19 protein-coding genes and 2 other annotated features are annotated in these 20167 nt (G+C 42.0%); all 19 genes read left to right on the top strand.

Annotated features, from left to right (window positions below):
* Nucleotides 1-47 precede the first annotated feature (47 nt).
* Nucleotides 48-1520 (top strand): glutamate--tRNA ligase, encoded by a 1473-nt coding sequence (gene gltX, locus L3V42_RS13800; protein ID WP_238472221.1) that lies wholly within the window; start codon nt 48-50, stop codon nt 1518-1520.
* Nucleotides 1521-1575: 55 nt separating this feature from the next.
* Nucleotides 1576-1792 (top strand) — a binding site (T-box leader).
* A 94-nt stretch (nt 1793-1886) separates the two neighbouring features.
* Entirely contained in the window at nt 1887-2543 is a 657-nt protein-coding gene (gene cysE / locus L3V42_RS13795) for a serine O-acetyltransferase (RefSeq protein ID WP_235763083.1), read from the top strand.
* Nucleotides 2533-3933 (top strand): cysteine--tRNA ligase, encoded by a 1401-nt coding sequence (gene cysS, locus L3V42_RS13790; protein ID WP_238472220.1) that lies wholly within the window; start codon nt 2533-2535, stop codon nt 3931-3933. The genes cysE and cysS overlap by 11 nt, the downstream gene beginning before the upstream one ends.
* Before the next feature lie 2 nt (nt 3934-3935).
* Nucleotides 3936-4358 carry a Mini-ribonuclease 3 gene (locus tag L3V42_RS13785; protein WP_235762982.1) on the top strand — a complete coding sequence of 141 codons (423 nt, stop codon included), beginning with the start codon at nt 3936-3938 and terminating at the stop codon, nt 4356-4358.
* On the top strand, nt 4348-5094 hold the full coding sequence (gene rlmB, locus L3V42_RS13780; RefSeq protein WP_238472219.1) for a 23S rRNA (guanosine(2251)-2'-O)-methyltransferase RlmB: 747 nt from the start codon (nt 4348-4350) through the stop codon (nt 5092-5094). The genes L3V42_RS13785 and rlmB overlap by 11 nt, the downstream gene beginning before the upstream one ends.
* The gene (locus L3V42_RS13775) at nt 5094-5603 is read left to right on the top strand and encodes an NYN domain-containing protein (RefSeq protein ID WP_235762984.1); all 510 of its coding nucleotides are present in this window, start codon (nt 5094-5096) and stop codon (nt 5601-5603) included. The genes rlmB and L3V42_RS13775 overlap by 1 nt, the downstream gene beginning before the upstream one ends.
* Before the next feature lie 143 nt (nt 5604-5746).
* Nucleotides 5747-6376, top strand: coding sequence for an RNA polymerase sporulation sigma factor SigH (gene sigH / locus L3V42_RS13770; RefSeq protein ID WP_235763084.1), 630 nt, complete (start codon nt 5747-5749; stop codon nt 6374-6376).
* An 80-nt stretch (nt 6377-6456) separates the two neighbouring features.
* Nucleotides 6457-6606, top strand: coding sequence for a 50S ribosomal protein L33 (gene rpmG, locus L3V42_RS13765; RefSeq protein ID WP_235762985.1), 150 nt, complete (start codon nt 6457-6459; stop codon nt 6604-6606).
* A 31-nt stretch (nt 6607-6637) separates the two neighbouring features.
* The gene (gene secE, locus L3V42_RS13760; RefSeq protein ID WP_235762986.1) at nt 6638-6805 is read left to right on the top strand and encodes a preprotein translocase subunit SecE; all 168 of its coding nucleotides are present in this window, start codon (nt 6638-6640) and stop codon (nt 6803-6805) included.
* Between the two features lie 147 nt (nt 6806-6952).
* A complete protein-coding gene (gene nusG, locus L3V42_RS13755) occupies nt 6953-7486 on the top strand; it encodes a transcription termination/antitermination protein NusG (RefSeq protein ID WP_235762987.1) in 534 nt (177 codons plus the stop codon).
* 183 nt (nt 7487-7669) lie between these two features.
* A complete protein-coding gene (rplK, locus tag L3V42_RS13750; protein ID WP_235762988.1) occupies nt 7670-8095 on the top strand; it encodes a 50S ribosomal protein L11 in 426 nt (141 codons plus the stop codon).
* 395 nt (nt 8096-8490) lie between these two features.
* Nucleotides 8491-9183: a 50S ribosomal protein L1 gene (gene rplA / locus L3V42_RS13745; RefSeq protein ID WP_235762989.1), complete on the top strand. Its 693-nt coding sequence runs from the start codon at nt 8491-8493 to the stop codon at nt 9181-9183.
* 46 nt (nt 9184-9229) lie between these two features.
* Nucleotides 9230-9376 (top strand) — a sequence feature (ribosomal protein L10 leader region).
* Nucleotides 9377-9430: 54 nt separating this feature from the next.
* Nucleotides 9431-9934 carry a 50S ribosomal protein L10 gene (gene rplJ / locus L3V42_RS13740; protein WP_235762990.1) on the top strand — a complete coding sequence of 168 codons (504 nt, stop codon included), beginning with the start codon at nt 9431-9433 and terminating at the stop codon, nt 9932-9934.
* A 45-nt stretch (nt 9935-9979) separates the two neighbouring features.
* Nucleotides 9980-10345, top strand: coding sequence for a 50S ribosomal protein L7/L12 (gene rplL, locus L3V42_RS13735; protein WP_235762991.1), 366 nt, complete (start codon nt 9980-9982; stop codon nt 10343-10345).
* A 162-nt stretch (nt 10346-10507) separates the two neighbouring features.
* Nucleotides 10508-11110 carry a class I SAM-dependent methyltransferase gene (locus L3V42_RS13730; RefSeq protein ID WP_235762992.1) on the top strand — a complete coding sequence of 201 codons (603 nt, stop codon included), beginning with the start codon at nt 10508-10510 and terminating at the stop codon, nt 11108-11110.
* Nucleotides 11111-11468: 358 nt separating this feature from the next.
* Nucleotides 11469-15005, top strand: a complete 3537-nt coding sequence (rpoB, locus tag L3V42_RS13725) for a DNA-directed RNA polymerase subunit beta (RefSeq protein ID WP_238472218.1) — start codon at nt 11469-11471, stop codon at nt 15003-15005.
* A gap of 292 nt (nt 15006-15297) precedes the next feature.
* Complete coding sequence (gene rpoC, locus L3V42_RS13720) at nt 15298-18906, top strand: DNA-directed RNA polymerase subunit beta' (RefSeq protein ID WP_238472217.1); 3609 nt, start codon at nt 15298-15300, stop codon at nt 18904-18906.
* 319 nt (nt 18907-19225) lie between these two features.
* The gene (rpsL, locus tag L3V42_RS13715) at nt 19226-19642 is read left to right on the top strand and encodes a 30S ribosomal protein S12 (protein WP_156857276.1); all 417 of its coding nucleotides are present in this window, start codon (nt 19226-19228) and stop codon (nt 19640-19642) included.
* A 40-nt stretch (nt 19643-19682) separates the two neighbouring features.
* On the top strand, nt 19683-20153 hold the full coding sequence (gene rpsG, locus L3V42_RS13710; RefSeq protein WP_235762995.1) for a 30S ribosomal protein S7: 471 nt from the start codon (nt 19683-19685) through the stop codon (nt 20151-20153).
* Nucleotides 20154-20167: the final 14 nt, after the last annotated feature.

Below are 20167 nucleotides of genomic sequence, written 5' to 3'. Positions count from 1 at the left end.
TCAAGTGCGTTACGGTACATAATTTTCAAAAAGAGAGGGGAAACATCATGACGAATGAGGTTCGGGTACGTTATGCACCAAGTCCAACAGGTCATTTGCATATTGGTAACGCAAGAACAGCGCTGTTTAACTATCTGTACGCGAAACATTATAATGGAAAATTTATTATTCGGACGGAAGATACCGACGAAAAGAGAAATGTGGAAGGTGGCGAAGAGAGTCAGCACCGCTATTTGAAATGGTTAGGTATCGAATGGGAAGAAGGCCCGGATGTGGGCGGAGAGTACGGACCATACCGCCAGACCGAGCGTCTTGATTTATATGGGAAATATGTGGACGAGCTCTTGGAGCGCGGACTTGCGTATAAATGCTATATGACAGAAGAAGAACTGGAACAAGAGCGGGAGGAGCAGCGCGCGAAAGGTCAGGTGCCGAAGTATTCTGGTGCCCACCGTAACCTGACGGAAGAGCAAATTACGGCATTCGAAGCAGAAGGCAGACTTCCAAGTATTCGTTTCCGTGTGCCTGACAATGAAACCTATACATTCCATGACCTTGTGCGTGGTGATATTACATTTGAATCCAGTGATTTTGGTGACTGGGTCATCGTGAAAAAGAACGGGATTCCAACCTATAACTTTGCAGTTGCAATAGATGATCATTTAATGAAAATCTCGCATGTGCTTCGCGGAGAAGAGCATATTTCCAATACACCGAAACAAATGATGGTTTTTAATGCTTTTGATTGGGAAGTGCCGACATATGGCCATATGACACTTATTTTAAATGAGAACCGGAAGAAGTTGAGTAAGCGAGATGAACATATTTTACAATTCATCGAGCAATATCGCAATCTCGGTTACCTGCCAGAAGCGATGTTCAATTTCATTAGTTTACTTGGCTGGTCTCCTGTTGGAGAAGAAGAGATTTTCGATAAGGAAACGTTAATTGATATCTTTGATCCGGACAGATTATCGACTTCTCCAGCTATTTTCGACCAACAAAAGTTAAAGTGGATGAACGGTGAATACGTTAAGAATGTCGATCTTGAAAAAGTAATCGACCTTACCATGCCGCATTTAATTGCTGCTGGAAAACTGCCGGAAAACATGGGTGAAGATAAACGCAAGTGGGCGGAAAATGTAATTGCCCTTTATCAGGAACAATTGAGTTATGGTGAAGAAATTGTCGAACTGACCGAATTGTTCTTTACAGAAGAAATAAATTATAACGAAGATGCAATTAAAGTGCTTGAAGAAGAACAGGTTCCAGAAGTTCTTCAAAGCTTTAGAGATAAGTTGAACACACTTGAATCTTTTACCGCTGACGAAATTAAAGCCCAAACGAAAGCTACACAGAAAGAAACCGGTCATAAAGGGAAAAAGCTATTTATGCCGATTCGTGTCGCAACAACTGGTCAAACCCATGGCCCGGAATTGCCGCAAGCAATCGCGCTGCTTGGCAAAGAAATCGTCATGATTCGTCTGGACAGAGTTCTTCGGGGAAAACATGTGAATTAATTGCAGAGCTTTCTAGTTCACAAATTCGGGAAACTGTAATATAGTAATAGTAAATATTTGAACGTTGAAGAGGAAGAGTAGGACTTTCTTCGTTTATCCAGAGAGAATCACCTTGGCTGCGAGTGATTTTAAATGAAACTTCCGAAGTGCCCCTCAGAGTCTATTATGGAAATATAGTACATAATAGCGGAACTCTACCGTTAACAAGAGTCCAAGTTGGAAGGAAGCAATTTCTTCAAACAGAGTGGAACCGCGCATCAAGCGTCTCTGTCCTCATGCAGAGACGCTTTTTTTATGTTGATTAACTCGATTTGTGAACTTGGGTTTAAGGAAGCCATTAAAATGAAAGGTGGTATGACGGTGGGTATATTTAAGCGGATGAAAGAGGATATGGAAGTTGTGTTTGACCAAGACCCCGCCGCGCGAACTTATTTTGAAGTTTTTCTAACCTATTCCGGTCTTCACGCCGTATGGTTTCACCGGATTGCCCATGCGTTTTATAACAGAAGATTGTTCTTCTTTGCACGTGCGATTTCGCAAATCAGCAGATTCCTGACAGGGATCGAAATCCATCCCGGGGCAAAAATCGGCAGACGCCTATTTATTGACCATGGAATGGGAGTCGTCATTGGCGAGACGTGTGAAATTGCCGATAACGTAACGATTTACCAAGGAGTCACGCTTGGAGGAACTGGTAAAGAAAAAGGAAAGCGTCATCCGACAGTAAAGAAAAATGCCCTCATATCCACAGGGGCAAAGGTTCTTGGTAATATTACGATTGGAGAGAACGCGAAAATCGGGGGCGGTTCCGTCGTTTTAAAAGACGTTCCTGATAACTCCACTGTAGTTGGAATCCCTGGCAAAGTGATCATCCAAGACGGAATACGCGTAAAAGACCTGGATCATCATAAGCTTCCGGATCCGGTTGCTGATCGGATCAATGAGATACAAAGCCAAATTGATATACTGCAAGCAGAAATTGAAAAGCTGAAGAAGGGGAGTCATTTCCAACATGTCGATTAAATTATTTAATACGTTAACGCGAGAGAAAGAAAATTTTAAACCAATAGAATCAGGGAAGCTGAAGATGTATGTATGCGGCCCAACCGTTTATAACTATATTCATATCGGGAATGCCCGACCTGCGATTGTATTTGATACGGTAAGACGCTATTTTGAATATAAAGGTTATGAAGTTGATTATGTCCTTAATTTTACTGATGTCGATGATAAGATTATTCAAGCGGCAGAAGAAAGTGGCGAAGATGTTCGGACACTTGCAGACCGGTTCATTGATGCATATTTAGCCGACGTGCAAGCTTTAGGTGTTAAAAGAGCAACCTACCACCCGCGCGTAACCGAAACAATGGATGAAATCATTGATTTTATCCAAGGCTTAGTTGATAAAGGTTACGCTTATGAAGTGGAAGGTGACGTCTATTTCAAACCACGTTCCTTTGAAGGGTACGGAAAGCTTTCACAGCAGTCGATTGATGAGCTGAGAGTAGGTGCAAGGATTCAGGTCGGGGAAAAGAAAGATGACCCACTTGATTTTGCACTTTGGAAACGAGCGAAGGACGGAGAAGTTGCTTGGGACTCACCATGGGGCGATGGCAGACCCGGCTGGCACATCGAATGCTCGGCTATGGCGAAGAAGTACCTTGGTGAAACGATTGATATCCACGCAGGCGGTCAGGATTTGACGTTCCCGCACCATGAAAATGAAATAGCTCAATCGGAATCAATGAACGACCAGCCGTTTGCGAATTATTGGATGCATAATGGCTATATCAATATCGATAATGAAAAAATGTCGAAATCCCTCGGAAACTTTGTTTTGACAAAAGATTTAATCGATCAGCATGACCCTCAAGTTCTGCGTTTCTTTATGCTGAGTGTGCATTACCGCCATCCGATTAATTTCACAGAAGAATTACTGGATAGTGCAAAAATCAGTCTAGAACGAATTAAGACAGCTTATCATAATTTGGAGCATCGTAAACAAACAAGCATGAATCTCGTCGATAGCCAGGAGGAGTGGCTTGCTAAAATCAAGCAGTTCACCCTTGATTTTGAAAAGGAAATGGATGATGATTTTAATACGGCAAATGCGATTTCCGTATTGTTCGACCTTGCAAAAGAAGCGAATATCTACCTTGCCGAGGAACAAACTCATACATCCATACTGGAAGCATTCCAAGATACAATTGTTACGTTACTTGGAACACTTGGTATTGATTTGGAAGAAGAGCAGGAACTCTTGGATGAAGAGATCGAGGTGCTGATTGAAGAGCGAAATGAAGCAAGGAAAAATAAGGATTACCAACGTGCAGATGAAATACGAGATCTACTAAAAGATAAATCAATTATTTTAGAAGATACCGCGCAAGGAGTTCGCTGGAAAAGAGGCTAAGCATGGCACTTCAAGCAAAACAAATGAAAAGTTTAGCGCTTGCTTATATGGGTGATGCTGTTTATGAAGTATATGTCAGAGAACATTTACTCAAAACGGGTCAGGTCAAGCCAAATCAGCTACATCAAAAAGCTGTAAATTTTGTATCGGCAAAAGGCCAGGCCGCCGTACTGTTTCATTGGTTGGAAGCCGGACTGCTTTCCCCGGAAGAAGAGCGCATTGTCGCCCGGGGAAGAAATGCAAAGTCCGGCTCCATTCCTAAGAATAGCAGTGTTCAGACGTATCGCTATAGTACAGGCTTTGAAGCGTTATTAGGCTATCATTATATAGATGAAAATAAAGACCGGCTGTATGAACTAATGGAAGCTGCTGTAACATTCATTACAACAACAATGGAGGAAAGGAAGAACAACAATGAGCGATGAAATAATCATAGGGAAAAACCCCGTCATGGAGGCACTTTCCTCGGGGCGTTCGGTAAATAAAGTATTTGTTGCCGAGCAGTTGAATCCCAATACGGTAAAGAAATTAAAGCAGCTTGCAAAAGAGGCTGGAACAATCGTTCAGCACGTTCCGAAAGCGAAACTTGATCATCTTTCCAATGGGAATCACCAAGGAATTGTTGCATATGTTGCATCTTATGCATATGGAAATTTGGAAGAACTTTTCGAACGAGCGGAACAAAGAGGGGAAGATCCTTTTTTTATTATTTTGGACGAGCTGGAAGATCCGCATAATCTAGGTTCTATTTTACGAACAGCAGACGCTACAGGTGTTCATGGGGTGATTATTCCGAAACGCCGCTCTGTTGGTCTCACAGCAACCGTCGCGAAAACGGCAGCAGGAGCTATTGAACATGTTCCGGTTGTTCGGGTAACGAATATTGCAGATACAATCGATGAATTAAAGGAAAGACAAGTTTGGGTCGTTGGTACAGAGGGTGAGGCAACAGAAGATTACCGTAGGCTGGATGGCACGATACCAATTGCAGTCGTCATTGGCAATGAAGGAAAAGGTATCTCACGACTCGTCCGGAAAAAGTGTGATTGGACGGTAAGTATCCCGATGTACGGCGAAGTTTTATCATTAAATGCTTCCGTTGCTTGCAGCTTATTGTTATATGAAGTTTATAGAAAGCGAAATCCGCTGGGTGAAAGCTAATGGATATATTATTAGTAGATGGTTACAACATCATTGGGGATTGGGAGGAATTGCAACGTCTGCGTGACGGGGATATGGCCGCGGCAAGGGATCTTCTCATTGAGCGTATGGCTGAGTACCAGGCATTTACGGGGATGAAGGTTATTATCGTGTTTGACGCCCACGAGGCGCCGGGTAAAGAGAGCAAGCTAAAACAGTTCAAGATAGAAGTTATCTATACGAAAGAAAATGAAACCGCTGATGAACGTATTGAACGGTTAATCAAAAAATTAAAAAACGTCAAGACACAAGTTTATGTAGCGACCAACGATTATACAGAGCAGCGCACGATTTTTGCTCAAGGGGCATTACGCATCTCCGCCCGTGAGCTGAAAGTCGATATTCGCGATATGGAGGAAGAAATTGATGAACGTTTGAAGGAACAGGAGAAAAAACAGCCTCAAACAAAAATCATCCTCGATCAAGATATTCTTGAGCGCTTTGAAAAAATGAGAAGAGGAGAAAATTGAGAAAATAGATTTTTTTCTCCTTTTTACGTTAAAATGCTTCAAGCTATATTGACGAAAGCACTTCTCCTGTATATAATAACGTTTACAGTTAGCTTATCATATGTGAACGGGGGTAATTCTTGGTGGAAGTCAAGCAACTAGACATGGAATATTCAGGCTTACATATGCTTGATGATGAAAAGCTTATTCATTTAGTTCATCAAGAAGATAAACATGCGCTAGATTTTCTAATCAACAAATACCGCAATTTTGTCCAAGGTAAAGCGCGGACATACTTCTTGATTGGAGCAGATCGTGAGGATATCGTTCAGGAAGGAATGATAGGTCTTTACAAAGCAATTCGTGACTATGACAAAGAGAAGCTTTCTTCTTTCAAAGCCTTTGCCGAATTATGTATTACGAGGCAAATAATTACCGCTATCAAAACAGCCACAAGGCAAAAACATACCCCGCTAAACTCCTATATTTCATTGGACAAGCCTATTTTTGACGAAGAATCAGATCGAACGCTAATCGATGTGATTGCAGGCTCAAGGTCCATAGATCCTGAAGAATTATTGGTGAATCAAGAGAAACTCGTAGACATGGAACTGAAGCTTTCAGAATTATTAAGCGGGTTCGAAAAGCAAGTACTTCACCTCTACCTCGATGGGTGTTCCTATCAAGAGATATCTACGAAGCTAGGACGACACCTCAAGTCGATTGATAATGCGCTGCAACGAGTAAAGAAAAAGCTCGAGCAACTGATTAAAGGAAATGAAATAAAGATTTAATAGAAAGATGCCGTTGACACAGAGCGAGGAAACGTGCTACATTATTAGTTGAAAAAATACCCTGTTAGTGGGATGATAAGATGAGTAGGAAGATAACTTTAGCATGTGCTATTTGTTCAAGTAGAAATTATTCAACAAATAAAAATGTATCCACAACATCTACCAGATTAGAAATGAAGAAATTTTGCAAGCACTGTGGGAAACATACATTACATCAAGAGACAAAGTAGCGCATGAGGTGGAGCTTGGGGGGTACAAAGAATGTTTAAGTTCTTGAAGAATGTTTCAAGGGAAATGAAAAAGGTGAGCTGGCCAACTGGCAAGGAACTAAGAAGTTATACGGTGATCGTATTAACGACTGTTGTTTTAATCGCCATCTTCTTTTTCATTGTCGACTTCGGAATTTCACAGCTTTTAGAACTTCTTTGAATAATAATCCGTTAACTATGCTATAATGAAAATAAATATACATTCAAAAGAAAACCCGCAATCAGCCGGGTTTTTCATATTGGGATAAAACAGGTGTACTCCGATTATACTATCTAAGGGAGGGAAAGGGCGTACTGTCCTGAATACATGGAGAAAAATTGGTATGTTGTGCATACGTACTCTGGTTATGAAAATAAAGTGAAAATCAACCTCGAAAAACGAGTAGAAACAATGGGGATGCAAGATAAAATTTTCCGCGTTGTTGTTCCGGAGGACGAAGAAACAGAAATTAAAAATGGGAAAAAGAAAGTAGTTAAAAAGAAATCTTTCCCTGGTTACGTTTTAACAGAAATGGTGATGACAGATGATTCCTGGTACGTTGTACGGAATACACCAGGCGTAACTGGATTCGTCGGTTCAAGTGGTCACGGAACAAAACCAACACCATTATTACCGGATGAAGTTGATGCTGTTCTGAAACGAATGGGAGTCCAAGCATCTGAAGTACAAGTTGATTTTGAATTGAAAGAGAATGTGAAGGTGAAAGAAGGACCATTCGCAGACTTTGAAGGAACGATTGAAAATATTGATCTGGATAAACAGAAGTTAAAAGTCCATGTCAATATGTTCGGTAGAGAAACACCTATCGAACTAGATTTTACTCAGGTGGAGAAACTATAGAACAGCTCAGGTTAATTGGTAGTATGATTGTTTATAGTATAAAATAAAATTCCCCCTTGCAATTTTACTTTATACATGGTAGAATTTCTATGTTATTTATGTGCTTCGCAGTTGAAGTACTTGAGTAAGAGTGGGAGGGGAAATCCCTAATACCACATCACGGACTTTAAGGAGGTGTGTCTCGTGGCTAATAAAGTAATCAAATTAGTGAAATTGCAAATCCCTGCTGGTAAAGCTACTCCAGCACCACCGGTTGGACCAGCACTTGGTCAAGCGGGTATTAACATTATGGGATTCTGTAAAGAGTTCAATGCACGTACACAAGAACAGGCAGGTTTAATTATCCCTGTAGAAATTACGGTATTTGAAGACCGTTCATTTACATTTGTTACGAAAACTCCACCAGCAGCTGTTCTGCTTAAGAAAGCGGCAGGAATTAACGCTGGATCTGGTGAGCCAAACAAAACAAAAGTGGCTACAGTTAAACGTGCTGAAGTAAAAGAAATCGCAGAAACAAAAATGCAAGACTTGAATGCAGCAGATGTTGAAGCTGCTATGCGTATGGTCGAAGGTACTGCCCGAAGCATGGGTATTACAATCGAAGACTAATTTCAAAACTTGGTTAGCTGTGGTCTCCCTCTGGAATCACAGCTATTTCACAAGAGAGTAAGCAACCGTTTAGGTGCGTGCAGACTCGCTCGCAGGAAGTGAGTGGTTCGACGTTGCCGCAGGACGTGGCATACTTAGTCGAACACCCCCTCCCCGCTATCCGAAAAGCGAAAACAAAGCAGTCGGATAGCTGGAGGAGTGCAACGCACCCATAAACTTAAGCTTTCACCGTAGGAATTACGGGTAGTGCCTAGGATATATAAGAGAAACTGCTGTAAGCTAAGAAATGCATTTACAAGGTATGCTCTGTTTCTAGGAATCCTTTGACTTTTAGTCATGGGAGGTTCAAACGTGGGAGGTATAACCGCTAACACCACAATAGAGGAGGAAATATAATGGCAAAAAGAGGTAAAAAGTATCAAGAAGCAGAAAAGCTGATTGATCGTTCAAAAACATACGAAATCAATGAAGCTGTTTCCCTTGCTAAACAAACTGCAAAAGCCAGTTTTGACGAAACAATGGAAGTAGCATTCCGTCTGGGAGTAGATCCGAAGAAAGCGGACCAACAAATCCGCGGAGCAATGGTTCTGCCGCACGGAACTGGTAAAACGCAACGCGTACTTGTTTTCGCGAAAGGTGAAAAAGCAAAAGAAGCAGAAGCTGCTGGAGCTGACTATGTAGGTGAGGCAGAATTCATCGAGAAAATCAACGGTGGTTGGTTTGATTTTGATGTGATTGTTGCAACTCCGGACATGATGGCTGAAGTAGGTAAGCTTGGTAGAGTGCTTGGACCTCGTGGTCTAATGCCTAACCCGAAAACTGGAACTGTAACATTTGAAGTGGAAAAAGCAGTTAACGATATTAAAGCTGGACAAGTAGAATATCGTGTTGATAAGCAGTCCAACGTTCATGTTCCATTCGGTAAAGCTTCTTTCGATGAAAACAAACTTGTTGAGAACCTAGAAGCAATCATTGATCAAATTGTTAAAGTGAAGCCTCAATCATCAAAAGGTAACTACTTGAAGAACGTTTCTGTTGCTTCAACAATGGGACCTGGCGTCAAGGTTGACGTTTCTGGGTACAAATAAACAAATCATTGACTTGAAATAAGTCATCTGATATACTGATTACGTTATAAAAGAATACATTATACCGTAGACAGCAGGTGCGACCCGTCGCTTAATTTCCCGCCGAGGTGTTTTATAAAAACGATCCAAGTACGCTTATTTGGAAAGTGGTATAAAGCTCTCATGTCTATCTGAGGGCTTTTTTTATAGACTTGATACGGAAAATGCTAATAGAACGGTATGGTATAAGTAATTAGGAGGTGGAACAATGTCTAATGTATTGGAACAAAAGAAGCAAATTGTACAAGAAATCGCAGATAAGTTCAAAGAAAGTCAAACGTCTGTTGTAGTCGACTACCGCGGACTTGACGTTGCGCAAGTTACTGAATTACGTAAACAACTACGTGAAGAAGGTATTGAGTTTCATGTTTACAAAAACACGATGACCCGTCGTGCTGTAGAAGCTGCAGAATTAGAAGGTCTAAACGATGTGCTTACCGGACCGAACGCTATTGCTTTCGGAAAAGATGACGTCGTAGCACCTGCTCGTGTCCTTAACAACTTCGCTAAGGAGAATGAAGAGCTTGAAATTAAAGGTGGCGTCATCGAAGGGCAAGTAGTTTCTTTAGAACAGATTAAAGAGCTTGCTGACCTGCCGAACTACGAAGGTATGGTTTCTATGTTACTCAGCGTGCTGCAAGCACCAATCCGCAACCTTGCTTATGCAGTTAAGTCTGTTGCTGATAAAGAAGAGGAAGAACAAGGCGCATAATGCCAGAACGTATAAAAATTAAAATTAATTAGGAGGATTTAAATCATGACTAAAGAAGAAATGATTAGTGCGATTAAAGAAATGTCCGTTTTAGAATTAAACGACTTAGTAAAAGCTATTGAGGAAGAGTTTGGCGTAACAGCTGCTGCTCCAGTTGCAGTTGCAGGCGGAGCTGCTGGTGGCGGAGCTGCTGAAGAGCAAACAGAATTTGACGTTGTTCTTACAGGAGCAGGCGCTTCTAAAATTAAAGTTGTTAAAGCAGTTCGTGAAATCACTGGTCTTGGACTTAAAGATGCAAAAGACCTTGTGGATAACGCACCAAAAGCAATTAAAGAAGGCGTAGCGAAAGAAGAAGCTGAAGAAGTTAAAGGTAAGCTTGAAGAAGCTGGCGCTGAAGTAGAAGTTAAATAAGTTTATTTAAATAAAGAGCTCGTCGTTCATGTCGACGGGCTCTTGTTCATAACAATTTCTTATTCTTCATCTATCTATTCCATTACAATTACTTCTAAGGTTGCGACTTTTAAGGTCCCGCCTTACACACGATAAATGATAATCAGAAGCGTGGTGTTCCGAATGACCGAGCATTACTATTCAAAAAAGCCCCATACAGATAGTTCACCAAAAACCTGGAAAGCGGAATTACGGAATCAGACGTATACATTCACAAGTGACACGAATGTTTTCTCTAAAAATAGAATCGATTTTGGCTCGCGTTTGTTGATTGAGTGTTTTGCCGAACCATCCGTCCAAGGAGACTTTTTGGATCTTGGTTGTGGTTATGGACCGATTGGCATTTCTTTAGCGGGATCTTTTCCAAAGAGGGATGTAGTGCTTGCGGATGTAAATGAAAGAGCGATCCGATTAGCGGAGGAAAATGCCAAGGAAAATAGTTTGTCAAATGTGGCAGTTGTAAATAGCGACCGGTTTTCAGGGTTGAAAAAAAGAACTTTTGCTGCGATAATCACGAACCCGCCAATTCGAGCTGGCAAGGATATCGTGCATGGGATGTTTGAGGATGCGGAAAAAGCTTTAGTGAAGAATGGTGAGCTGTGGGTAGTCATCCAAAAGAAACAAGGTGCGCCATCTGCGCAGAAAAAGATCAACGAACTATTCGGAAATGTGACAGTCGTTGCTAGAGAAAAAGGTTATTATATTTTAAGAGCACGTAAAGTTTGACCTGATGGCCTTGTTGTGGTAACATACTATAATGCTAAGATTGGCTCCATTTGTCAAGTCGGAACGAGGATTATACGGGTATAAACGTATATTTTATCTATGGACGGGGACAATGGATGAAGTATTCTAGACAGCTTGATTAATATTTCTTCATATAGTTTACCAAAATTTAAACGAGTTGTACAACTGTATTTTATTTTCTTTAAAAAATACAGTTCTAAACGAAGAGGTAACCTTACGAAGATATGCGTATGCAATAAAACGAAATTGGTTTATGTTTCCATTATCGTTTTTATTTATGAAAAAATTTCCGTAGAAGAAAATCTGCGAAAACATAAGATTTTAAGGGGTGAAGCAGTTGACAGGACAACTAGTTCAATATGGCAAGCATCGCCAGCGTAGAAGCTATGCACGTATCAGTGAAGTGTTGGAGCTGCCAAATTTAATCGAAATTCAAACCGCTTCTTATGAATGGTTCATGGAGGAAGGGTTACGGGAAATGTTCAGAGATATTTCACCAATTGAAGATTTCACCGGAAACCTATCATTAGAGTTTGTAGATTATAGTTTAGGTGAGCCTAACTATCCTGTGGACGAATCAAAGGAAAGAGATGTGACCTATAATGCCCCGCTTCGAGTACGGGTTCGGTTATTAAACAACGAAACCGGTGAAGTGAAGGAACAAGAAGTATTTATGGGTGACTTCCCGTTGATGACTGATACAGGAACGTTCATTATTAACGGAGCTGAACGTGTAATCGTCTCGCAGCTTGTACGTTCCCCAAGTGTGTACTTCAGTGATAAATTTGATAAGAACGGTAGACGTGGTGTGCAAGCCACTGTTATTCCGAACCGTGGTGCATGGCTTGAGTTTGAGACGGATGCAAAAGACGTCGCTTTTGTACGAATTGACCGAACGCGGAAATTACCGATTACAGTGCTGTTACGAGCATTAGGATTTGGTACGGATCAGGAAATCATCGAATTGATCGGTGATAATGAGTATTTAAGAAACACCCTTGAAAAAGATAATACTGAAACAACTGAAAAAGCATTACTAGAAATTTACGAACGCCTTCGTCCAGGGGAGCCTCCGACAGTTGAAAACGCGAAAAGCCTTTTGGTCACACGCTTTTTCGATCCGAAGCGCTATGACTTGGCACACGTTGGTCGTTATAAAATGAATAAAAAACTAAACATCAAGAACCGTCTGTTCAATCAGGTATTAGCTGAAACAATAGCTGACCCGGAAACAGGAGAAGTTCTTGCGGAAAAAGGTGACCGTCTAGAACGTAAGTTATTAGACAAATTAATCCCGCTTCTTGAAAGAGAAGAAGAAAAACTGGGAGAAAAAACCTTCAGCCCGCATGACGGTGTGTTAGATGAGGATATTGTATTGCAATCGATTCGGATTGTTGACCCGACAGATCCAGAAGGTGAGCGGGAGTTAACGATCATTGGAAACGGCGGTGTAGACAGAGACATTAAAAATATTACACCAGCGGACATCCTGGCATCAATCAGTTATTTCTTTAATCAATTGCATAATGTTGGTGATGTGGACGATATCGACCATTTAGGGAATCGTCGTCTGCGTTCGGTTGGTGAGCTCCTTCAAAACCAATTCCGAATCGGTTTATCTCGTATGGAGCGTGTAGTGCGTGAGAGAATGTCCATTCAGGACACATCAAGTGTTACACCACAGCAACTGATCAATATTCGTCCTGTTATTGCATCGATTAAAGAGTTCTTTGGTAGTTCGCAGTTATCCCAGTTCATGGACCAAACGAACCCACTAGGAGAGCTTACACATAAGCGTCGTTTATCAGCGCTTGGTCCGGGAGGTCTGACCCGTGAACGAGCAGGATTCGAAGTTCGTGACGTACACTATTCCCACTACGGGCGTATGTGTCCAATTGAAACACCTGAAGGACCGAACATCGGCTTGATCAACTCCTTATCGAGTTATGCAAAGGTAAATAAATTCGGTTTTATTGAGTCCCCATATCGTCGTGTTGACCCAGAAACCGGTCAAGTAACGGAACAAATCGACTATTTAACGGCTGATGAGCAAGATAATTACATCGTTGCGCAAGCGAATGCTCCATTAGATGAGAATAACCGCTTCGTGAATGAAGAAGTAATTGCTCGTTTCCGTGAAGATAACATTGTCGTATCCAGGGATAAGATTGATTATATGGATGTGTCACCAAAGCAGGTTGTTTCTGCGGCGACAGCATGTATTCCATTTCTTGAGAATGATGACTCGAACCGCGCACTAATGGGTGCAAATATGCAGAAGCAGGCTGTTCCGTTACTTGTTCCTGAGTCTCCAATTGTTGGTACGGGTATGGAGTATGTGAATGGTAAAGATTCTGGTGCTGCTGTTATTTGTCGCCACAACGGAATTGTGGAGCGTGTTGAAGCAAAAGAAGTCGTCATTCGCCGTATTTCTGAAGTGGACGGTAAAGAAGTTGAAGGAGATACGGACACATACAGATTACAGAAGTTCCAACGTACAAACCAAGGAACATGTTATAACCAGCGTCCAATCGTTAAAGAAGGGGACCGCGTAACAAGAGGCGAAGTCCTTGCAGATGGTCCGTCAATGGAGCTTGGAGAACTTGCACTCGGTCGTAACGTGTTAGTCGGCTTCATGACTTGGGAAGGTTATAACTATGAAGATGCGATTATTATGAGTGAGCGTCTCGTCAAAGATGACGTATATACATCCATTCATATTGAAGAATTTGAACTGGAAGCTCGTGATACAAAACTTGGTCCGGAAGAAATTACAAGAGATATTCCAAACGTCGGAGAAGACGCACTGAAAAATCTTGATGAAGAAGGAATCATCCGGATTGGAGCGGAAGTGAAAGACGGAGATATTCTTGTCGGTAAAGTAACGCCTAAGGGAGTTACGGAGCTTTCTGCTGAAGAACGTCTGCTTCATGCGATTTTTGGAGAGAAAGCCCGTGAAGTAAGAGACACATCCCTGCGTGTGCCACATGGCGGTGGAGGAATCATTCTTGACGTTCGCGTATTTAACCGTGAAGACGGAGATGAGCTTTCGCCAGGTGTGAATCAACTTGTTCGCGTCTATATCGTTCAGAAGCGTAAAATATCTGAAGGGGATAAAATGGCAGGACGGCACGGAAACAAAGGTGTTATCTCGAAGATTTTACCGGAAGAAGATATGCCGTTTATGCCAGATGGAACACCGATTGATATTATGCTGAACCCGCTTGGGGTACCATCGCGAATGAACATCGGACAAGTGTTCGAACTCCATCTTGGAATGGCGGCAAGACTGCTTGGACTTCACGTTGCATCTCCAGTATTTGACGGAGCAACGGAGGAAGATGTCTATGCGACATTGGAGGAGGCTGGGATGGCAAGAGATGCGAAAACCGTCCTTTACGATGGAAGAACAGGTGAGTCCTTTGATACCCGCGTATCTGTCGGAGTCATGTATATGCTGAAACTAGCACATATGGTTGATGACAAACTACACGCACGTTCCACTGGACCATATTCACTTGTTACCCAGCAGCCGCTTGGAGGTAAAGCACAATTTGGTGGTCAGCGTTTCGGTGAGATGGAAGTGTGGGCACTTGAAGCATACGGTGCAGCATACACCCTGCAAGAGATTTTAACTGTCAAATCCGATGACACGGTTGGCCGTGTGAAAACATACGAATCAATCGTGAAAGGTCATAATGTACCTGAACCGGGAGTTCCTGAATCATTCAAAGTATTGATTAAAGAGCTTCAGAGCTTAGGGCTTGACGTGAAAATGCTGAACAGCCAAGAAGATGAAATCGATATGCGTGAGCTAGAGGATGAAGAGGTTCAAGCAGCATCCAAACTCAATTTAGATATCGAAGAAAATTAATAACCAAAAGCGTAAGCGCCCGGTTAGCAACGTACAAACTGGAGCACTCTGGAATGAGATAAAGGAAACACGGCGAACGTAGAGAGCCGATGTTGACTTATCGATTGGAAGAGTGTGAAGTTTGATAGTTGCTGGGCGCTAGAGCTGGACGTGGCTGTTCAAGGATTTAGTTACGTACAGCAATTAAATTTTATAACTTTCTACAATTAAACAGGAGTGAGAATTGGTAATGGGCTATCAATTCTCCTTCTCTTATATAAATACAGCACACTAAATAAGGGAGGATTGCCCCTTGCTAGATGTAAATACGTTTGAATATATGAAAATTGGTTTAGCTTCCCCTGAGAAAATCCGTTCATGGTCTTTCGGAGAAGTAAAGAAACCAGAAACAATTAATTATCGAACGCTCAAACCAGAAAAAGATGGCCTGTTCTGTGAAAGAATTTTCGGTCCCCAAAAGGACTGGGAATGTCACTGCGGGAAATACAAGCGAGTTAGATATAAAGGCGTTGTTTGTGACCGTTGTGGAGTGGAAGTGACAAAAGCAAAAGTACGCCGTGAAAGAATGGGACATATTGAACTTGCTGCACCGGTATCCCACATTTGGTATTTCAAAGGAATTCCAAGCCGGATGGGATTAGTGCTTGATATGTCACCACGAGCATTAGAAGAAGTCATCTACTTTGCTGCATATATTGTCACAGATTCGGGCAACACACCACTTGAGAAGAAACAACTATTATCCGAGAAAGAATACCGTGCGTATTACGATAAATACGGAAAATCCTTCCGAGCTGAAATGGGTGCTGAAGCGATTCGTAAGCTTCTTCAGGATATTGATCTGGAAAAAGAAGTAAAAGCATTACGTGAAGAGCTGAAGACTGCTCAAGGTCAGCGCAGAACAAGAGCAATCAAACGGCTTGAAGTCATGGAAGCATTTCGTAATTCCGGGAATGAACCAGATTGGATGGTTTTAGATGTCCTGCCGGTTATTCCACCTGAAATCCGCCCAATGGTACAGCTTGATGGTGGCCGCTTTGCAACATCGGACCTGAATGATCTGTACCGCCGAGTAATTAACAGAAACAACCGCCTGAAAAGATTGCTGGATCTTGGAGCACCAGGCATTATTGTGCAAAACGAAAAACGTATGCTTCAAGAAGCGGTAGATGCTTTAATTGATAACGGACGTAGAGGTCGCCCAGTTACTGGTCCAGGAAACAGACCGTTAAAATCCCTCTCTCATATGTTGAAAGGGAAGCAAGGTCGTTTCCGTCAAAACTTGCTCGGAAAACGGGTAGATTACTCTGGCCGTTCGGTTATCGTAGTTGGACCGAGTTTAAAAATGTACCAGTGTGGACTTCCAAGAGAAATGGCACTTGAACTCTTCAAGCCATTCATTATGAAAGAATTGGTTGATAGAGGGCTTGCGCACAATATTAAATCTGCAAAACGTAAAATTGAACGGGTTCATCCGGATGTATGGGATGTACTGGAAGATGTTATTAAAGAACATCCAGTGCTTTTAAACCGTGCACCTACTCTGCACCGTTTAGGGATTCAAGCCTTCGAGCCAACGCTCGTAGATGGCCGGGCCATTCACTTGCACCCGCTCGTATGTACAGCTTATAACGCTGACTTTGACGGTGACCAAATGGCAGTTCACGTGCCGTTATCAGCAGAAGCTCAAGCGGAAGCTCGTCTTCTCATGCTTGCAGCCCAAAATATTCTTAACCCTAAAGATGGTAAACCGGTTGTTACTCCTTCACAGGATATGGTTTTAGGAAACTATTATTTAACATTGGAACGTGAAGATGCAATCGGTGAGGGAAGTATTTTCAAAGACGCGAATGAAGCACTCATGTCTTACTATAATGGAAATGTCCATTTGCATACGAGGGTTGCAGTTCAAGCAGGTAGCTTAAACAATAAGACATTTACAGAAGAGCAGAACAACCAGCTATTACTTACAACAGTTGGTAAACTGATCTTTAATGAAATACTACCAGACTCATTCCCGTATATTAATGAGCCGACAAGGACGAACTTGGAGCAGCAAACGCCAGATAAGTTCTTTGTAGAAGCGGGAACAGATGTAACAGAGCTAATTAAAAACAGTGAAATTGTTAAGCCGTTTAAGAAAGGCTTTCTTGGCGATATTATTGCAGAAGTCTTTAAACGCTTTAAGATTATTGAAACATCCAAAATGCTTGACCGCATGAAAGATTTAGGATTCAAGTATTCAACGAAGGCTGGTATGACGGTGGGTATCTCAGATATTGTCGTCTTGCCGGGTAAAGAAAAAATCTTAGATGAAGCACAAGAAAAAGTCGATAAAGTGCTTAAGCAATTCCGTCGTGGTCTTGTGACGGAAGAAGAACGTTACGATCGTGTTATTGCAATCTGGACACAGGCGAAGGACTACATCCAGGAGAAACTGATGGAATCGCTCGACAACCGGAACCCAATTTACATGATGAGTGACTCTGGAGCACGGGGTAACGCATCGAACTTTACACAGCTTGCTGGAATGCGTGGACTCATGGCCGACCCATCTGGTAAGATTATCGAGCTCCCGATCAAATCCAGCTTCCGTGAAGGGTTAACGGTTCTTGAATACTTTATTTCTACACACGGTGCCCGTAAAGGACTTGCGGATACGGCGCTTAAGACGGCCGACTCTGGTTACTTGACGAGACGTCTAGTGGACGTTGCGCAAGATGTTATTATCCGTGAAGAAGATTGTGGAACAGACCGTGGCCTTGTCGTAACTTCCTTAGAAGATGGCTCAGAAGTAATTGAACCATTATTTGACCGCCTAGTAGGCCGCACAGCATTCAATGATGTAGTTCATCCGGAAAATGGAACAATCATCGCAGGGCATAACGAAATGATCAACGAAGACCAGGCGAAAGAGATCATCAATGCTGGTATTAAAGAAGTTACCATTCGTACTGCGTTTACATGTAATACGAAGCATGGTGTTTGTCAGAAGTGTTATGGACGTAACCTTGCAACAGGTTCAGATGTGGAAGTTGGAGAAGCGGTAGGTATTATTGCAGCCCAGTCCATTGGGGAACCAGGTACACAGTTAACAATGCGTACATTCCACACTGGCGGTGTTGCAGGAGATGATATCACCCAAGGTTTACCACGTATTCAAGAGCTATTTGAAGCTCGTAATCCGAAAGGGGAAGCCGCGATTACAGAGATCGGCGGTACGGTCCAGGAAATTAAAGAAACAAAAGACAAATATGAAATTGTTATCCAAGGTACGGTTGAGCAGCGCTCTTACCCTGTACCATATAATGCAAGAATGAAAGTTGCAGAAGGTGACCAAGTAGAAGTAGGTCAAGAATTGACAGAAGGATCGGTTGACCCGAAAGAACTGCTGCGCGTAAAAGGCGTCGAAGGTGTTCAAGATTATCTATTGCGTGAAGTACAACGGGTATACCGAATGCAAGGTGTTGAAATCGGCGATAAACACGTTGAAGTAATGGTGCGTCAAATGCTCCGCAAAGTCCGTGTAGTTAATGCTGGAGATACGGACGCTTTACCAGGATCTTTATTAGAGTTACATCAGTTCAGGGAAATCAATGCACCAGTTCTTCTAAACAATGGAAATCCTGCGATTGGAAAACCGGTCTTGTTAGGAATTACGAAAGCATCTCTTGAGACAGATTCCTTCCTATCTGCGGCATCCTTCCAAGAAACAACAAGAGTTCTTACAGATGCTGCAATCAAAGGGAAACGTGATGAGCTCCTTGGTCTGAAGGAGAACGTCATTATCGGGAAACTTGTCCCAGCAGGTACTGGAATGCAACAATACCGTACGATTGAAGCGGGGTTAGACCAGCCTGCAACAGAAGGTAACGAAGAAACGGAAGAGACCGTACAATAAATACAAATGAAGTCAAGACAATCAAGTGAAAAATAGGAAGCACCTGAAAATTAACAAGAAAAATATTGACATTGAAAACCGTCAATGTTACTATATTCAAGGTGCTTCCGATTCCACTTGTTACTTTTAAGGATGAAGGAAGTAAACGTTAAAGAAGTTGGTGTTTCGACTATAGCAATAAAGAAGAGTTTTGGTGGGTTTTCCGCCAATCATTCTTTTTTACCTTAGAATGAACCACCTGGATGTGTGGTGTTACATCTCACTTCTAAATAGCTTGTTATAATCATCCATAAATGAAGAGGAAGGAGGAAACGATAGAATGCCTACAATTAACCAATTAATCCGTAAAGGTCGCGTGAGCAAGCCTAAAAAGTATGACTCTCCTGCACTTAACGTAGGATACAACAGCTTTAAAAAGCAGTTCACAAAACTAAATTCTCCACAAAAACGTGGTGTATGTACTCGTGTTGGTACACTAACTCCTAAAAAACCGAACTCAGCATTACGTAAATATGCGCGTGTTCGTTTATCTAATAACATGGAAGTTACTGCATACATCCCTGGAATTGGCCACAACTTACAAGAGCACAGCGTTGTTTTACTTCGCGGTGGACGTGTAAAAGACTTACCTGGGGTACGTTATCACGTTGTACGTGGTGCACTTGATACTGCAGGTGTAGAAGGACGTATGCAAGGACGCTCCAAGTATGGTGCGAAAAAGCCAAAAGAAAATTAATTGAAACTGAAATCAGATAGAGAAGAAAGGAGGTAGACATATGCCACGTAAAGGACCAGTACCTAAGCGCGATGTCTTACCAGATCCACTTTATAGTTCAAAATTAGTTACTCGCCTTATCAACCAGATTATGGTTGATGGGAAGAGAGGTAAGGCACAAAAGATTCTTTATAAAGCATTCAACCTTGTTCAAGAGCGTACAGGACAAGATCCAATGGAAGTTTTTGAACAGGCGATGAAGAATGTAATGCCTGTACTTGAAGTGCGTGCACGCCGTGTTGGGGGATCTAACTATCAAGTACCGATTGAAGTTCGCCCAGAACGTCGTCAAGCTTTAGGTTTACGTTATCTTGTAAATTACTCCCGTCTGCGCGGTGAGAAAACAATGGAAGATAGACTTGCTAATGAAATAATCGATGCTTCTAATAACACGGGCGCAGCAGTTAGACGCCGTGAAGAAATGCACAAGATGGCAGAAGCGAACAAAGCATTCGCTCACTATCGTTGGTAAGATTAAACTAATAA

Source organism: Oceanobacillus alkalisoli (assembly GCF_022213125.1).
GTDB lineage: Bacteria > Bacillota > Bacilli > Bacillales > Amphibacillaceae > Oceanobacillus > Oceanobacillus alkalisoli.
The sequence above is the reverse complement of the archived record's forward strand: the minus strand, read 5'-3'. Positions and strand labels throughout refer to the sequence as shown.

What these genes read in the sequence shown, in the direction of transcription:
- gltX (WP_238472221.1), top strand. Translation starts at nt 48, where the DNA reads ATGACGAATGAGGTTCGGGTACGTTATGCACCAAGTCCAACAGGTCAT.
- cysS (WP_238472220.1), top strand. Translation starts at nt 2,533, where the DNA reads ATGTCGATTAAATTATTTAATACGTTAACGCGAGAGAAAGAAAATTTT.
- L3V42_RS13785 (WP_235762982.1), top strand. Translation starts at nt 3,936, where the DNA reads ATGGCACTTCAAGCAAAACAAATGAAAAGTTTAGCGCTTGCTTATATG.
- rlmB (WP_238472219.1), top strand. Translation starts at nt 4,348, where the DNA reads ATGAGCGATGAAATAATCATAGGGAAAAACCCCGTCATGGAGGCACTT.
- L3V42_RS13775 (WP_235762984.1), top strand. Translation starts at nt 5,094, where the DNA reads ATGGATATATTATTAGTAGATGGTTACAACATCATTGGGGATTGGGAG.
- sigH (WP_235763084.1), top strand. Translation starts at nt 5,747, where the DNA reads ATGGAATATTCAGGCTTACATATGCTTGATGATGAAAAGCTTATTCAT.
- rpmG (WP_235762985.1), top strand. Translation starts at nt 6,457, where the DNA reads ATGAGTAGGAAGATAACTTTAGCATGTGCTATTTGTTCAAGTAGAAAT.
- secE (WP_235762986.1), top strand. Translation starts at nt 6,638, where the DNA reads ATGTTTAAGTTCTTGAAGAATGTTTCAAGGGAAATGAAAAAGGTGAGC.
- nusG (WP_235762987.1), top strand. Translation starts at nt 6,953, where the DNA reads ATGGAGAAAAATTGGTATGTTGTGCATACGTACTCTGGTTATGAAAAT.
- rplA (WP_235762989.1), top strand. Translation starts at nt 8,491, where the DNA reads ATGGCAAAAAGAGGTAAAAAGTATCAAGAAGCAGAAAAGCTGATTGAT.
- rplJ (WP_235762990.1), top strand. Translation starts at nt 9,431, where the DNA reads ATGTCTAATGTATTGGAACAAAAGAAGCAAATTGTACAAGAAATCGCA.
- rplL (WP_235762991.1), top strand. Translation starts at nt 9,980, where the DNA reads ATGACTAAAGAAGAAATGATTAGTGCGATTAAAGAAATGTCCGTTTTA.
- L3V42_RS13730 (WP_235762992.1), top strand. Translation starts at nt 10,508, where the DNA reads ATGACCGAGCATTACTATTCAAAAAAGCCCCATACAGATAGTTCACCA.
- rpsL (WP_156857276.1), top strand. Translation starts at nt 19,226, where the DNA reads ATGCCTACAATTAACCAATTAATCCGTAAAGGTCGCGTGAGCAAGCCT.
- rpsG (WP_235762995.1), top strand. Translation starts at nt 19,683, where the DNA reads ATGCCACGTAAAGGACCAGTACCTAAGCGCGATGTCTTACCAGATCCA.